Origin of the sequence: Actinokineospora inagensis DSM 44258 (assembly GCF_000482865.1) — a bacterium.
Classification (GTDB): Bacteria; Actinomycetota; Actinomycetes; order Mycobacteriales; family Pseudonocardiaceae; genus Actinokineospora; species Actinokineospora inagensis.
The window spans coordinates 141,572-156,925 of the sequence record NZ_AXWW01000007.1 but is presented as its reverse complement, the minus strand read 5'-3'; the positions used below and the strand labels follow the sequence as shown (position 1 = coordinate 156,925).

Below are 15,354 nucleotides of genomic sequence, written 5' to 3'. Positions count from 1 at the left end.
CTTTCCAGTGGCCCCGCCTTTTAGCCTTACCCAGGCTGCCGCTAGGGGCCCCAAACAAAACAACTTCACCCCAGCGGGCACAGCCCGCAAAATCTGGCGCCCGAGGCCGGCGTCGCCGAAGGCGACCAGGCCGAAACCCGAGGCGCAGCCGAGGCCCAGTGTCCCCCCTCACCCCGACCAAATACCCCCCTCCACCGGCGTCCCCTTCCCCCGCACCTCATCAATAATCACCCGCACCTCCCCCGGCGGCACCCCATGATGCGCCGCCGAGTCCAACAACGCCGCCAACCGGTGCTCCGGTTCCGCCTCCAACGCCACCCCCAGCGCCACCCGCGCGAACACGCCATCCCCCTGCAAATAGGCACTCATCGCCACATGAAACGCGGGCTCCGCCCGCCACGGCCCCGGCAACACCCGCGCCAACCGGGTCCACAACCGCGCCGCCCCGCGATCTCGCGCCGTCAGCGGTATCTCCAGACACGCCTCCCGCACCGCCGGATCAACCAGCGCCACCGCCAGCCCCACCACGTCGTCCTCGGTCAACTCGGGATCAGCCTGTTCCCCCGCGAACCGATCCACCACCGCCAGCACCCGCGCCACCTTCTCGGGCACCCCGGCCTCCTCCACCGCGGCCCGCGCGCGGATGAGCTCACCCCGACGCGCCAGGTCTTCCGGTGGATCCGACCCCAAACTAGCCGCCATCGCCTCCCGGGACGAGTACGGCACGACACCTTGCACGGTGAACTGAGCGGCCAGCGCGGACGTGGTGGGGTCGGCGACCGTCCCGGCCTGCTCGGGGTCGGTGTACGACCGCCACGGCTCGCCCACGGCGACCGTGGCGGTCCAGAGCGTGTGTTCGACCGAGATGCCGACCCCGACGAGCGCGTCGGTGACGGTGTCGACGAAGAACCGGTGGCCCAGGGGTTCACCCCCACCGACCACGACCAGGACGGCCGCCGCCAGGTTGTGCCCGACGAGGATGTCGGCGAGGTGGTCGGCCATCGCCTGTTGGTTCTCCGGGCTCGGGAGGTCGACCCGGACCAGCGGACCGATCTCGGTCGTGTCGCGGATGGTGAGCGCGACCAGGCAGTCCGCCGGGGCGAACCCGATGAGGTACGGGAGCGCGGCGATGATCTGGTCGGCGTGGTGCAGGTTGGTGGTTGCCATGGGTCCACTGTCGCGGGGTCGACGGGTCCGCGGCGGGTGGACGAGTCGACGGTGGACTCATCCGGGGGTTGTGGACAAATCATCCACAACACAGCCGCAGTGCTCGTCACCACTGGGTGTTGGTTTCCGAGCCGACCGAGCCACCCCACGTCACGCACTTGTCGGCGGCGGCCCGGACGACCGGCTCAGCCTAGTACTAAATCGATCCGAAGTCAGGTCGAAGTCGCCGTCATTCGGCCTGAAATCATCCAGGTCGACCGGGGTTGGTGGGCGAACACCCCCCAACCCCGGATCACGGCTACCCCACCGCCGCCGTCAGCGCGGCGAGCCCGCCGACCACCGGCAGCTCCAGGTCGCTGCCCTTCAGGTCGACCGAGATGCCCGCGCCCGGGGCCGGGCGCAGGGTGAACTCGTTGTCGCTGGAGAGCACGACCAGGCCGAACTGGTGGCCCGCCGGGAGCACGTAGTCGTTGGGCACCAGGTCGACCCGCAGGTCGTAGGCCTTGCCCGGGGTGATCGGCTCGGTGCGGCTGATGGTCTTGCGGTTCTGCGGGTCGGTCCAGCCGCGGGTGACGATGGTCGACTTGCCGTCCGGACCGCGGTCGACCAGCAGGGCGGTGACGTTCGCCGCGGGCCGGGTGAACGACAGCCGCAGGTAAGCCTCGACCTTGCCGCTGATCCGCAGCGGGGTGGTCGACGGGCGGCTGAGGTAGGCGAGCCGGTTGGGCGAGGACGGGGCGTTGGCGAGGTCACCGGCGAGCTTGGTGGCGTCGTCGGTCAGCGACTCGACCACCCGGCGGTCCGGCCGCCCGATGGTCAGCGGCCCCGAGGTGGACCCGCCCGCGCCGGGGTAGAGGGTGGCGGGCGAAGCGCTCGGGGCGGGCCACTCCGGCTCGTCGACCCAGGACTTGTCCTCGCGCTGGATGGTCAACCGGGGGCCGTTCTGGATGCCGTTGTCGATGCCATAGAGGTAGTGCGACATCCACTTGTTGAGGGTGGCCAGCCACACGTCGCGGCGCAGGCCGATCGGGTCGGTGTGGCCGGACTGGTGCAGCCAGATCTTGTGCTCGACGCCGTGCGCCTTAAGCGCCTCGTACCACTGGGCGACCTGGTTCACCTTCACGTTCCAGTCGTGCAGGCCGTGCACGGCGAGAACCGACGCGTGGACGTTGGCGACGTCGTCGAGATAGTTGCGCTCATCCCAGAAGTTGCTGTAGTCGCCGGTGACGCGGTCCTGCTCGGCGGTGATGTCGTCGATCACCGGGGTGCAGGGAGCACGGTCCGCGCGGGTGTGCACGTAGTTGGCGAGCACATCGAGGTCTTCACCTTGATAGGTGCCAGGGGCGACGACAGCGCCGTCCGCGCGGTAGTAGTCGTACCAACTGGAGATGGCGGAGATCGGCACGATCGTCTCCAACCCCTGCACACCCGTTGTGGCTACCGCGTTGGGCAAGGTGCCGTTGTACGACACGCCCATCATGCCGACCTTGCCGGTGGTCCAACCGGCCGCGACAGGCGCACCGGCGACATCGCGCGCGGCAGCCCTACCGTTGAGCCAATCGATGACCGACCGCGCGCCGATGGTCTCGTTGCGGCCACCCGAGGTGGGGCACCCGGTGGACTGCCCTGAGCCCAACGACTCCGCGTACACGACCGCGAAACCGCGCGCGGTGAAGTACTGCTCGTAAGACCACGTGATCTGCGGGCTGGGACCGTCGAGACCGGCCTGCGCCGCCTTCGGCCCAGGACGGTTGTCGGGCACGTGGAGTTCGACGTCAACGTTGTGGTTCACGATGGGATTGCCACCCGCGTAGTACGGACTGGCCTGGTACACCACGGGAACCTTCAAGCCCTGCTCGGTCGCCTTGGGCCGGACGACCTCGACGTGCACCAGGTCGTCCTTGCCGTCGTTGTCGCTGTCGACCGGCGCGCTCACCCACAACGACTGGCGCACCACGTCGGTGGGGCTGAACACGGGTTGGGCCTGCCCGTCGACGAACACGGGGGCGGGCGGTTCGTCCTGCGCCGCGGCCGGTGCGACCACCAGCGGCAGGGCGAGCAGGGCGGTGACGGCACTGGCGACGGCGGATCGCGCGCGTCGCTTGGGTTGTCTCACGGGTTCTCCACATTCTTCGCAGGGGGACCTGCGACGCACCTTCACCCGGGCGCGGAACGGGTGTCAAGGGCCATCCGGACCGTCCACAAGGGATGGTCGGCTTGACGGCACCCGCGGACTCGGCCAGACTCGGCGGCGTGTCCGTGGTCCTCGGCTGGTTGGTGCCGCTTCCCCTGTACGGGGAGGACCACGAGCGCGGCGACCTCGCTTGGTGACGCGCGCGCCCGTTCCGCGCCGTCCGTTCACCCAGCCGAGAAGTCGAGAGGTCTCGTCGTGTCCACTTCACCCGTGCCCGAGCACGCCCCGTCCACCGACATCCGCACCTACATCCGCGCCCTGCCGAAGGTCGAACTGCACCTGCACCTGGTCGGGTCCGCCCCGCTCGACTCCGTCCTGGAGTTGGCCCGCCGCCACCCCGACGGCGGTGTCCCGGTCGAGCGCGACGAGTTGGTGCGGTTCTACGAGTTCAGCGACTTCACGCACTTCATCACCGTCTACGGTTCCGTGGCCAACCTCGTGCGCACCGGCGCCGACATCGTCACGTTGCTCGTTGGCATCGCCCGGGATCTTGCCGCCACCAACGCCCACTACGCCGAGGTGACCGTCACCGCGTACAGCCACCTCGTCAGTGGGATCGATCCGGCGGAGTTGGCCGAGGCGTTGACGGCAGGGCGAAAGCGCGCGCTGGCCGAGCATGGCGTCGTCCTCGCGTGGGTGTTCGACATCCCGGCCGGGCTGGAGCACTTCAGCGAGGAGAAGACGGTCGACTGGGTGTTGCGGTACCTGCCCGAGGGCTCTATCGGCTTCGGGGTCGGTGGGCAGGAACACCGGATGCCGCGCGCGTCGTTCCGACGCTCCTTCGACCGGGCAAGGGAAGCCGGTTTGCACTCGGTTCCCCACGCGGGTGAGACCGTTGGACCGGAAGAGATCTGGGCGGCACTACGGGAGTTGGGCGCCGAGCGGGTAGGACACGGAGTTAGCGCTGTCCGCGACCGGGACTTGTTGCGGCATCTGGCCCACGAGAACATTCCGCTTGAGGTGTGCCCGACGTCCAACCTGTGCACGCGCGCGGTCACCGACCTACGCGATCACCCGTTGCCAGTTTTGTTGGCCGCGGGGGTACCGGTCACGTTGGCAACGGACGACCCGGGGATGTTCCACACCGACCTCAACCGCGAGTACCTGCTCTGCCACGAGGTCCTCGGCCTGGGGCGGGGCGAGCTGGCCGACATCGCGCGAACCGGGGTGCGGTCCGCGTTCTGCCCGCCGGACCTCAGGGCGGAGCTGCTGACCGGGATTGATGCCGTAGCGCGGTCCGGTGAGTAGCCTCGCGGCGTGACCACAGTTGACGCAGGTACCGACACAGGTCTCGACGCCGTGATCGTCGCGGTGACCGTCTACCCGGGACAGGCGCGGATCACCCGCCGCGGCACCGTGTCCCTGCCCGCGGGCGAGCACCGGGTCCTGGTGGGCGGGCTGCCGCAGTACATCCACGCCGACTCGGTGCGGGTGGCCGGGCGCGGGCCCGCCTCGGTGCTGGGCGTCGGGGTGCTCGCGCAGCGCAACCCGCAGACCCCGGACGCGGCGCTGGGTGAGCTGGAGGACCGCCGCGACGCGCTGCAGGCGGACCTGGACGAGCTGGCCGACCGGCACAACGTGCTGTCCGCGCGCGTCGAGCTGATCACCACCCTGGCCCGGCGCGCGGGTGGCACGTTCGCCCAGGCGCTGGCCAAGAACGAGACCGACCCCGGTCGGGTGGCCCAGGTGGGCGACGCGCTGGCCGACCAGCTCACCGACGTGCACACCCGGCGCCGTGAGCTGACCACGGCGATGCGGACCGTCCAGGACGAGCTGTCGGAGGTCCAGCGACGCATCGCCGACCGGCAGGGCCACCAGCCGCCGGACCGCACCGCGATCGAGGTGGAACTGGCCGTGTCCGAGCCGGGCGAGGTCGAGCTGGACGTCTCCTACCTGGTCGACTCGGCCACCTGGGAGTCCCGCTACGACCTGCGGCTGGTGGGCTCGACGCTCGCGCTGACCTGGTACGGCCTGGTCACCCAGCACAGCGGCGAGGACTGGCCGGAGTGCGACCTGCGGCTGTCCACCGCCCGGCCCGCGACCAGCGTGGACGTGCCGGAGCTCGCCCCGTGGTTCCTGGACGTGGAACGGCCGATGCCCAAGCCCATGGCGCGGTCGTCGGCGGACATGGCGTACGGCGCCGCACCGATGATGGCCGCCGCTGCCCCCGGCGGTGGTGGTGCTGCCCTGGCGGCGCCGCTCGTTCAGGCCGTCGCGACCGTTGAGCACGGCGAGGCCGCGGCCGTGTACCGCCCATCGCGGCCGGTAGCGGTACCGACGGACGGTATTGCCCACCGCACCACGGTGGCGACCATAGAGTTCTCGGCGGAGGTGGACTACGTGACCGTGCCGTTGGTCGGTCCTGAGGCCTACTTGCGCGCGACGGTGACAAACACGTCCGAACACACACTCCGACCCGGGCAGGCTTCGATCTTCCACGACGCCGAGTTCGTAGGTACGACCACGTTGGCGATGTGGGCGCCGAGCGAAGAGGTCGAGTTGACCCTGGGCATCGACGACCGTCTTAGGATCGAGCGCGAGCTGGTGAAGCGGTCGACGACCAAGGCCGTGCTGGGTGGCAGCCGACGCCAGGAGTCGGCCTACCGGATCAAGGTGGGCAACTTCGGCCCGCGAGCGGCCAAGGTCACCGTGGTCGACCAGGTGCCGGTGTCGCGCAGCGAGTCGGTGCAGGTGCGGGACGTGTCGCTGCGGCCGCAGCCCGCCGAGCAGACCGACCTGGGTGAGGTCACCTGGAAGCTCGACGTGCCGCAGGGCCAGACCACCGAGATCACCATCTCGTTCCGGGTCGACGTGGCCAAGGGCTCCACCCTGTTCGGCGGCCGTGACTAGCGGCTAACCGGGCCAGGTAGCTCTACCTGGCCCGGTTAAAGCTCGGCGCGAACGCGGTGAGCACGGATTCCGCGTGAGCCATGGACGCGGCGGGGTCAGCGTCCGGGGTGCCGATGGTCGGGTCGAAGTTCAGGTCGATGAACAGCTCGGTGACGCCCTGCTCGGCGAGCCCGGCGAAATCGCCCCGGATCTGCTCGACCGTGCCGGTCAGCGGGCGTCGATCGGCGCCCGCTGCCTGGTCGGGCCGCACGAGCACGACACCGCGGCAGACCATCCGCAGCCGGTCCGGGTCGCGGCCCGCGCGCTCGGCGGCGGCCCGGACGACACGGACCGACGCGCCGATCGTGGTCAGGTCGGTGCGGCTGCTGCTGATCCAGCCGTCCGCGATCCGTCCCGCGCGGCGCAGGGCCGGTTCGGCCGCTCCGCCGAGCAGGATCGGCGGCCCACCGACCTGGGTGGGCTTGGGATCCATCCGGCTGGCCGGGACGCGGTAGAACTCGCCGTCGTGGTCGACGACGTCGTCGCTCCAGAGGCGGCGCAGCAGCGGCACGTACTCGTCGGCGCGCTTGCCCCGGCGGGCCTTGTCGACGCCGACCGCGGCGTACTCCTCGTCCGACCAGCCGATGCCCAGCCCGGCGTCGACCCGGCCGCCGGAGAGCAGGTCAGCCGTGGCGAGCTGCTTGGCCAGCAGCGCGGGCGCGTAGAACGGCATGTTGATGACCGCTACGCTCAGCCGGACCCGAGTGGTGCGGGCAGCCAGGTACGAGAGCGTGACCACCGGGTCCAAGACGCTGCGGTAGGCCTCTCCCCAACTGCCGTCCGGCGGGGACAAGAGGCGCTGCATCGTCCACAACGACCGGTAGCCCAGCTCCTCCGCCCGGGTGGCAACTTGCACGACATTGTCGACTGTGGCCCATGAACCCGACACGGGCACCGCGATTCCCAGCTCCACACCCCCAAAGTAATGGACCGCCGGCAGACTGGCGCGCATGACCGACGACGCCGCCGACCCGCACGCCGCCAACCCGCAAGGCACGGCCGACCCGTACCTCTGGCTCGAAGACGTCACCGGCGAGCAGGCCCTGGACTGGGTCCGGGCCCGCAACGCCGAGACCGCCGCCGTGCTCACCGACGGCGAGCGGTTCGCGACGACCAAGACCAGGCTGCTGGAGGTGCTCGACGCCGACGACCGCATCCCGTACCCGCGGCGGCGCGGCGAGTTCCTCTACAACTTCTGGCAGGACGCGGCCCACCCGCGCGGGTTGTGGCGGCGCACCACCCTCGACGAGTACCGCACGGGGTCACCCGCGTGGGAGGTGCTGCTCGACCTCGACGCGCTCGCCGCGGCCGAGGACGAGAACTGGGTGTGGAAAAGCTCGTCGGTGCTCAAGCCGGACTACGACCTGGCGCTGGTGGAGCTGTCCCGCGGCGGTGCCGACGCCACGGTGGTCCGCGAGTTCGATCTACGCACGGCGACCTTCGTCACCGACGGCTTCACCGTCCCGGAGGCGAAGACCCGGGTGAGCTGGATCGACGAGGACACGATCTACGTCGGCACCGACTTCGGCGAGGGGTCGCTCACCACGTCCGGGTATGCGCGGGTGGTCAAGAAGTGGCGCCGCGGCACACCGTTGGCGGAGGCCGAGACGGTCTACGAGGGCAAGCCCGAGGACGTCACCGCGTACGCGTACCACGACCGCACACCGGGGTTCGAACGGCACCTGGTCGGCCGGTTCCCGGACTTCTTCACCTCGGAGGAGTTCCTGCTGACGCCGGAGGGGCCGCGGCGGATCGAGGTGCCCGACGACGCGAATGTCGACGTGCACCGGGAATGGCTGCTCATCACCCCTCGGTCGGACTGGACCGTGGCGGGCACGACCTACCGCTCGGGTTCGCTGCTCATCACCAACTTCGACGCTTACCTCGCCGGCGAGCGGAACCTGACGGTCCTGTTCGAGCCCGATGAGCACACCTCGCTAAGCGACATGTCTTGGACCAAGAATCACCTGATCCTGGTTGAGCTGTCCGACGTGAAGACCCGCTTGGAGGTTCTTACCCCGGGGCCGGACGGTTGGCGTCGCGCGGAACTGCCCGGTGCGCCGGAGGTGGGGTCCGCGGACGTGGTTGGCACCGATCCCGACCACAGCGACGAGTACATGCTCAACGTCAGCGGATACCTGCAGCCCTCGACGTTGCTGCGCGGCGAGGTGGGCGGCGATCTGGAGACGTTGCGGCAGGCGCCGTCGTTCTTCAACACGGACGGGCTGACCGTCGAACAGCACTTCGCGACCTCCGACGACGGAACCAAGGTGCCGTACTTTGTCGTACACGGCGAGGACACGAGTGGCCCCACCTTGCTCTATGGCTACGGCGGGTTCGAGGTGTCTCTTACCCCGAGCTACAGCGGTGGTCTCGGTCGAGGCTGGCTGGAACACGGCGGTACCTATGTCGTTGCCAACATCCGCGGGGGCGGTGAATACGGTCCGGCGTGGCACCGCGCAGCATTGCGCGCGAACCGGCCCCGCGCCTACGAGGACTTCGCCGCCGTGGCGAAAGACCTTGTGGCGCGCGGAATCACCACCCCGGAGCGGTTGGGCGTGCAGGGCGGCAGCAACGGCGGCCTCCTGGCGGGCGTGATGCTGACCCGCTACCCGGACCTCTTCGGCGCCGTGGTCAGCCAGGTCCCGCTGCTCGACCTGCGCCGGTACCACCAACTGCTGGCGGGCGCGTCCTGGATGGCCGAGTGGGGCGACCCGGACAACCCCGACGACTGGGCCTACCTGAAGACCTTCTCCCCGTACCACAACGTCCACTCCATCCACAGTGGAGCAAAGTACCCACCGGTCTTCTTCGTCACGTCGACCCGTGACGACCGCGTGCACCCCGGACACGCGCGCAAGATGGCCGCCCGCATGATCGAGCTCGGCCACTCGCCCCACTACTACGAGAACATCGAGGGCGGCCACGGCGCCGCCGCCGACAACGCGCAGCGGGCTTTCATGTCCGCCATCGTGTACGAGTTCCTCCTCCGCACCCTCGCCTAAGCTGTACCACGCCCCCCACACCAGCCGTCCCCAACCGACCGGTCGGAGGCGGGCGGGAAGCACACAGCACACCCAGCCACCCACCGGCGGCCAACCGACCAGGTCGGGAACGATGCCGAGCGGGGACGAGGGGGCGGGCGGCGGGAAGGAATAGACACCTTGTTGGCGCTGCATTGTCTGGTTACGGTTGCCGGAGAGGTGGCGCTCTGGGCTGAGGACTCCGCTCGACCGGCTCGTAGGGCGGGTCGAGCGACCAAGGCCGTGGCCACGCACCCGTTCGCCGTACCGACCCGCGCGCTGGCGGGGCTGGTCGTGGGCAGTCCCGACGAGGTGCCGGTGCTGCTGCCCTCGTACCCCGCGGGCCCGGTGGCCTCCCCCGAGTTGGTGCGGGACCCGCTGGCCAAGCAGGCGGCGCCGCGAGGTGACGTGCGGCTGACGCCGTGGCGGGTGCCCGTGTCCAGGATGTCACCGGCCGTGTTCGCCCGGCACGGCATCCCCCGGCTGGGCGATGTGCGGACCGGGGTCAGCCTGCGGTTCCTCACCGCGGTCGTCGCGTTCGCCGAGGACCTGGTGGACCGGGGTCGGGTGCTGCCGTCGATCGCCCAGGAGGAGGACGGGCCGGTCGCCCGGTGGCGCCCGGTGCTCTCCGGCACCGACTCGGCCCGCTACGCCCGGTTGCGCGACGCGCTGCCCCCGGTGCTGCGGGCCGCCCAGGTCGAGGGGTTGACCGGCAGGCGGGCCGAGGACGTCCTGCGGCCGGTGCTGGACGCCTTCGTCGACTCGACGGCCCGGTCCCGGCTGGCGGGTGTCCGGCTCGGCCCCGCGGGCCGCAACGGCTCGGCCTCCCGGGCGCTGCTGACCGCGTTGACCGACGACCCGCTGCTCGACGCGCCCGCCGACCAGGCCGCGCGGCTGGCCGCCAGCCTGGACTCCTGGCGGTCCGGCGTCGACTTCGACGGCCCGGTGCGGGCCTGTTTCCGGCTGCGCGCCCCGGAGGACGACGACCCGGACTGGACGCTGGAGTTCCTGCTCCGCGCGGTCGACGACCCGAGCGTGCTGGTCCCGGCCAAGCAGGTGTGGCGGGGCGACGGCGGCCTGGTACTGCGCCGCTGGGTGCCCCGGCCGAGTGAGCTGCTGCTGGCCGAGCTGGGCCGCGCGGCGCGGGTGTACCCCGAGCTGGACGCCTGCCTGCGCGAGTCGACCCCGAGTGGGCTGCGGCTGGACGCCGAGGGCGCGTACCGCTTCCTCACCGGCGCCGCCGGACTCGACCAGGCCGGTTTCGGGGTGCTGCTGCCGTCGGGCTGGCGGTCCGCCGAGATCGGGCTGCGGCTGAGCACCAGCAGCCAGGGGGCGGCTGGTGTGGTCAGCCGCACCTCGCAGTTGGGCAAGGACGAGTTGGTGGCCTACCGGTGGGACTTGGCGCTGGGCGAGGAAACCCTCACCGAGGCGGAGCTGCGCGAGCTGGCCGAGGCGAAGGTGCCGCTGGTCCGGGTGCGCGGCAAGTGGGTGCAGGTCGACCAGCGGCGCCTGGCCGAGGGGCTGGCGTTCCTGGAGCGGAGCCGGTCCGGGGAGATGACGGTCGGCGAGGTGCTCGAGCTGGCCTGGACCCCGGAGGACGAGATCGAGCGCCTGCCGGTGCCGATCGTCGGCCTGGGCGGCACGGGCTGGCTGGCCGACATGCTCAACGGAGCGGTCGACGGGCACCTGGAGCCGGTGGACACGCCCGAGGACTTCACCGCCGAGCTACGGCCCTATCAGCGACGAGGTGTCGCCTGGCTCGCCTTCCTCGACAGGGTCGGCCTGGGAGCCTGCCTCGCCGACGACATGGGCCTCGGTAAGACAGTTCAGCTCTTGGCGCTTGAAGCGATATCGCGCGCGCGGGACAAGAAGCCGCCGACGCTGTTGGTCTGCCCGATGTCGTTGGTGGGCAACTGGCAGCGTGAGGCCGAACGGTTCGCGCCGTCGCTCCGGGTCCACGTGCACCACGGCGCCGACCGGCTCGCCGGGATCGACCTCGCCGACGCCGTTGGCGACGCCGACCTGGTGGTCACGACCTACGCCATCGCCACCCGCGACGCCCCGCTGCTCGGTGCGCTGACCTGGGACCGGATCGTCCTCGACGAGGCGCAGAACATCAAGAACAGCGCGTCCCTGCAGTCCAGGGCGGTGCGGTCGCTGCCCGCCAGGCACCGGGTCGCGCTAACCGGCACCCCGGTGGAGAACCGGCTGGCCGAGCTGTGGTCGGTGCTCGACTTCGCCAACCCCGGCCTGCTCGGCCCGCTGGCCCGGTTCCGCGCCCGCTACGCGGTGCCGATCGAGCGGCACGGCGACGAGGGCGCGGCGACCCGGCTGCGGCGGGTGACCGGACCGTTCGTACTGCGCAGGCTGAAGACCGACCCGGCCATCGTCGACGACCTGCCGGAGAAGTTCGAGATGCGCCAGCTCTGCAACCTGACCACCGAACAGGCCTCGCTGTACCGGGCCGTGGTCGACGACATGCTCGCCAAGGTCGACGAGGCGGAGGGCGTGCAGCGCAAGGGGTTGGTGCTGGCCACCATGACCAAGCTCAAGCAGGTCTGCAACCACCCCGCGCACTTCCTCGGCGACGGGTCCCGGGTGCCCGGTCGCTCCGGCAAGCTGGCCCGGCTGGAGGAGACCCTGGAGCAGGTGCTGGCCGAGGGTGAGCGGGCGCTGTGCTTCACCCAGTACACCGAGTTCGGGGCGCTGCTGGTGCCGCACCTGGCCGCCCGGTTCGACACGGACGTGCTGTTCCTGCAGGGCGGCACCCCGAAGCGGCAGCGCGACGCCATGGTCGAGCGGTTCCAGTCCGGCGACGGCCCGGGGATTTTCCTGCTCTCGCTCAAGGCGGGCGGCACCGGGCTGACCCTGACCGCGGCCAACCACGTCATCCACCTGGACCGGTGGTGGAACCCGGCGGTGGAGGACCAGGCGACCGACCGGGCGTTCCGGATCGGGCAGCGCAAGAACGTGCAGGTGCGCAAGTTCGTCTGCATCGGCACGCTGGAGGAGCGCGTGGACACGATGATCGAGGACAAGCGGGCGCTGTCGAAGCTGGTGGTCGGCACCGGCGAGAGTTGGCTGACCGAGCTGTCGAACAACGAACTGCGTGAACTGGTGACGCTGTCGTCGGAGGCCGTCGGTGAGTGACGACGAGTGGTGGCGGGACGCCACCGCCAAGACGATCCCGGTGGAAGATGGACTGCGGACACGTAGTCAACGCGGTGACATAGCGCGCACGTGGTGGTCTCGTCGCTTCATAGAGGCGCTGGAGGTCCTGGGGCTCGGTGGCCGGTTGGAGCGCGGTAGGCGCTACGCGCGCGCGGGGCAGATATTGAGCATGTCCCTGTCGACCAGCATCGTCGTAGCCACCGTCCAGGGATCGCACCCGGAGCCCTACCGCGTGCGGATAGGCATCAAGGCGTTCACCGCCGATGAGTGGCAAGAGGTGGAGAAAGCGCTTGCCGGACAAGCGTTGTACCTCGCCAAGCTGCTCGCTGGTGAGCTGCCGCGCGACATCGAGGACGTGTTCGCCGCCGCGGGTCTGCGGCTTTTCCCCGACAGCACCAAAGAGCTGTCGATGGACTGCACGTGCCCAGACTGGCAGGTGCCGTGCAAACACCTTGCCGCAGCGTGCTACCTGCTCGCGGAGAGGTTCGACGCGGACCCGTTCGACATCCTTACCTGGCGCGGTAGGACCAGACAGCAACTGCTGGACGGACTACGCGGTGCACAACCCGCGGAAACCACCCACGAGGAGCCTCTTACCGACTTGTTGTCCGAGTACTGGGGAACCGCGGTGACCGTGCCGGTCGTGTCAACCACGCAGACGGCGCCGGACGCCGTGCTCGACCAACTTGGCCCCTTACCGCTGACGGTCGCCGGACGCCCTCTGGTGGAATGGTTGCGACCCGCCTACCGGGCGCTGGTCGACACAGACACCGAGTGAGCGGGAGTTCGGGTGAGCGGACGGTTGGACCGGCGGGTGACGACCGTGGCGGAAGACCTGCTGCGCCGCAAGCGGGTCGTCGCCCCGCTGGACGTGCTCACCGGTCTGGGTTGGCTGGGCAGCCGTTCGGTGCAGTCGTGGGAGCTGGGCCGTGAGCCGCAACTGGACAGCCTCGCCTCGGTCGCCCCGGACCGGCTCGCCGAGGCACTGACCCTGCTGCACGAGTGGGCCGCCGCGAACGGCCTGCTCCGGTCCGAAGTGGACTACGTGGCGGCCACCAGGGACCGGCGAGCGCTGCGGTTCAGCCGCACCGGTGACCCGGCCGTCGAACTGGCCTTCCGCACCCAGTGGACCGATCCGGCGCTGACCCCGGAACGACGCGCCAAGCTGACCCAGCGGCAGGCCAAGGCGCCGGACCTGGTCGTGATCAGCTCCGACAAGCGGTGGACCTGTTCGCTGTGCGGCGCGACCGGCGAGTTCCACTTCCTGGAGGACGACAAGCCGCTCTGCCTCGACTGCGCCGACATGGGGCACCTGGTGTACCTGCCCGCCGGGGACGCCGCGCTCACCCGCCGGGCCCGCAAGGCCAGCGGGTTGGCGGCCGTGGTGGCGCGGTGGAGCAAGTCGCGCAAACGCTTCGACCGGCGCGGCATCCTGGTCGAGCAAGCCGCGCTGGAGGCCGCCGAGGAGCAGTGCCTCGCCGACGGGGAACTGCGCGAGCGGCGCAAAGCCCGAGACCGGGTGCGGCGGGCCGCCCAGGACGTCGAGTTCCAGGCCGAGTTCGCCGAGCACATCCGGGTGCTGTTCCCCGGTCTGGCGACCGAGCGCGCCCTGGCGATCGCCGAGCACGCCGGGACCCGCAGCAGCGGCCGGGTGGGCCGCTCCGCCGCGGGCCGGGCGTTCGACGAGAACGCGGTGACCCTGGCCGTGGTCGCCGCCATCCGGCACGAGGAAACCGACTACGACGCCATGCTGATGGCGGGCGTCCCCCGGGCCACCGCCCGCGAACGCATCCGCGACGACATCGACCGCGTGCTGGCCCGGTGGCGGCGGCCCGCTACTTGACGTCGTCGGTGTCCGCCGACCACGTGTCGCACGCGGCGGTCGAGGCACCGGTGACCCCGCGCTCTGCCCAGGCGGTCTGGTTCTTGGCGGTGCCGTGCGAGTCGGAGTCCTCGGTGTCGCCGAAGCTGGTGATGGCCTGGGTGACGAACCGCTGCGTGAGCGCCGCGGTCTCGGTCTTCAGGAACAACCCCGCGAAGCAGTTCGCCTGCAACTCGGTGCGACGGGACAACTCCATCGCCTCCGGTTCCCCGGCTTTCGACTCCTGCGTCGCGGACGCCGTGAGGATCCCACTCAGGGCCTGCACATGGTGACCGTATTCGTGCGCGAGAACGGCGAGGTGGTACGGCGCGGACTCCCCCGCCGCCCTGGCTAAACGGGAGTGTGGCATGTAGATGGTGCGGTCGCGGTAGCAGTAGAAGGCGATCGCCTCGTCCTCGCCGGGCGACTTGCCGCACTTGGCCTTCGGATCGTCCACCACGGACAGCTTCGGCGAGTTGAACGGCTTGGCCGCGGCTTCGAGCGCGGGCTGCCACGCCTGGCCCAGGCAGGTCAGCGCGGCCCGGTAGAACGCCTCCACCTGCGCCGCGGTCCGGCCGACCACGGGGAGTGCGCACGGAACGGCGGTGAGTGCCCGCCCCGGGTTGAGCAACCGGTTCGACGAAATACCGACCACAGTGGATGGTTGCGGCTGGTCGTCGCCGACGGCGTACGCGTGGCCGGAGACCGTCTTCGGCCCGCGCACGGCCCGGTTGACCACGCTCAACCCGAGCATCGCCAACACCACCAGGCCCAGGACCGCGAACACCACCACCGGCCGGTTGCCCGCGCGCCCACGCGGCGGCCCGATGGTCGCGACGGCGATCGGCGACATGCCGCCGAACCGCGGATCCTGCCCGTGCACAACTGCCCCCAGTACCCGAAGAACCGCGGGGCGACCGGCCCCCCGAGCCACGCGTACCACCATCATAGAGCGGCTGAGCCGTCCGCAGCACCCTTGACATCCAGTGCTTCCGCGCGGGCGGCCCGATCTCGACCGACCCCCAGCCTGCCGAGACCACCCAGCACCC

Annotated in this window: 10 protein-coding genes; 6 read left to right on the top strand and 4 right to left on the bottom strand. The window is 70.6% G+C overall.

Features of this window, described 5'->3' with window-relative positions; all coding sequences use genetic code 11:
- Window positions 1–168: 168 nt before the first annotated feature.
- Together H504_RS33005 and H504_RS0102865 are read right to left on the bottom strand one after the other, a co-directional pair.
- Window positions 169–1,167, bottom strand: a complete 999-nt coding sequence (locus H504_RS33005) for a DUF4192 domain-containing protein (protein WP_035303116.1) — start codon at window positions 1,165–1,167, stop codon at window positions 169–171.
- A gap of 298 nt (window positions 1,168–1,465) precedes the next feature.
- Window positions 1,466–3,283: a Xaa-Pro dipeptidyl-peptidase gene (locus H504_RS0102865; protein WP_026421535.1), complete on the bottom strand. Its 1,818-nt coding sequence runs from the start codon at window positions 3,281–3,283 to the stop codon at window positions 1,466–1,468.
- A gap of 273 nt (window positions 3,284–3,556) precedes the next feature.
- On the opposite strand from H504_RS0102865, the gene add reads away from it, so the two are divergent.
- Both add and H504_RS0102850 read left to right on the top strand, forming a co-directional pair.
- Entirely contained in the window at window positions 3,557–4,609 is a 1,053-nt protein-coding gene (gene add / locus H504_RS0102855) for an adenosine deaminase (protein ID WP_084467324.1), read from the top strand.
- A 9-nt stretch (window positions 4,610–4,618) separates the two neighbouring features.
- Window positions 4,619–6,211, top strand: coding sequence for a mucoidy inhibitor MuiA family protein (locus H504_RS0102850; protein WP_026421533.1), 1,593 nt, complete (start codon window positions 4,619–4,621; stop codon window positions 6,209–6,211).
- Between the two features lie 22 nt (window positions 6,212–6,233).
- Here H504_RS0102850 and H504_RS0102845 read toward each other — a convergent pair whose 3' ends face one another.
- Window positions 6,234–7,202 (bottom strand): LLM class flavin-dependent oxidoreductase, encoded by a 969-nt coding sequence (locus H504_RS0102845; protein WP_281173583.1) that lies wholly within the window; start codon window positions 7,200–7,202, stop codon window positions 6,234–6,236.
- Between H504_RS0102845 and H504_RS0102840 the strand changes: the two genes are divergently transcribed.
- The 4 genes from H504_RS0102840 (at window position 7,201) to H504_RS0102825 (ending at window position 14,287) form a co-directional block, all read left to right on the top strand.
- Entirely contained in the window at window positions 7,201–9,255 is a 2,055-nt protein-coding gene (locus H504_RS0102840; protein WP_026421531.1) for a prolyl oligopeptidase family serine peptidase, read from the top strand. The genes H504_RS0102845 and H504_RS0102840 overlap by 2 nt on opposite strands.
- A gap of 198 nt (window positions 9,256–9,453) precedes the next feature.
- Window positions 9,454–12,423, top strand: a complete 2,970-nt coding sequence (locus H504_RS0102835) for a DEAD/DEAH box helicase (protein ID WP_245614045.1) — start codon at window positions 9,454–9,456, stop codon at window positions 12,421–12,423.
- A complete protein-coding gene (locus H504_RS0102830; protein WP_035303112.1) occupies window positions 12,416–13,222 on the top strand; it encodes an SWIM zinc finger family protein in 807 nt (268 codons plus the stop codon). The genes H504_RS0102835 and H504_RS0102830 overlap by 8 nt, the downstream gene beginning before the upstream one ends.
- 12 nt (window positions 13,223–13,234) lie before the next feature.
- Window positions 13,235–14,287: a DUF2293 domain-containing protein gene (locus tag H504_RS0102825; protein WP_026421528.1), complete on the top strand. Its 1,053-nt coding sequence runs from the start codon at window positions 13,235–13,237 to the stop codon at window positions 14,285–14,287.
- Here H504_RS0102825 and H504_RS33000 read toward each other — a convergent pair.
- The gene (locus H504_RS33000) at window positions 14,280–15,188 is read right to left on the bottom strand and encodes a neutral zinc metallopeptidase (protein WP_051385424.1); all 909 of its coding nucleotides are present in this window, start codon (window positions 15,186–15,188) and stop codon (window positions 14,280–14,282) included. The genes H504_RS0102825 and H504_RS33000 overlap by 8 nt on opposite strands.
- Between the last annotated feature and the right edge of the window lie 166 nt (window positions 15,189–15,354).

Coding starts and splice junctions, on each gene's coding strand:
- H504_RS33005 (WP_035303116.1), bottom strand. CDS start 1,167: ATGGCAACCACCAACCTGCACCACGCCGACCAGATCATCGCCGCGCTC.
- H504_RS0102840 (WP_026421531.1), top strand. CDS start 7,201: ATGACCGACGACGCCGCCGACCCGCACGCCGCCAACCCGCAAGGCACG.
- H504_RS0102845 (WP_281173583.1), bottom strand. CDS start 7,202: ATGCGCGCCAGTCTGCCGGCGGTCCATTACTTTGGGGGTGTGGAGCTG.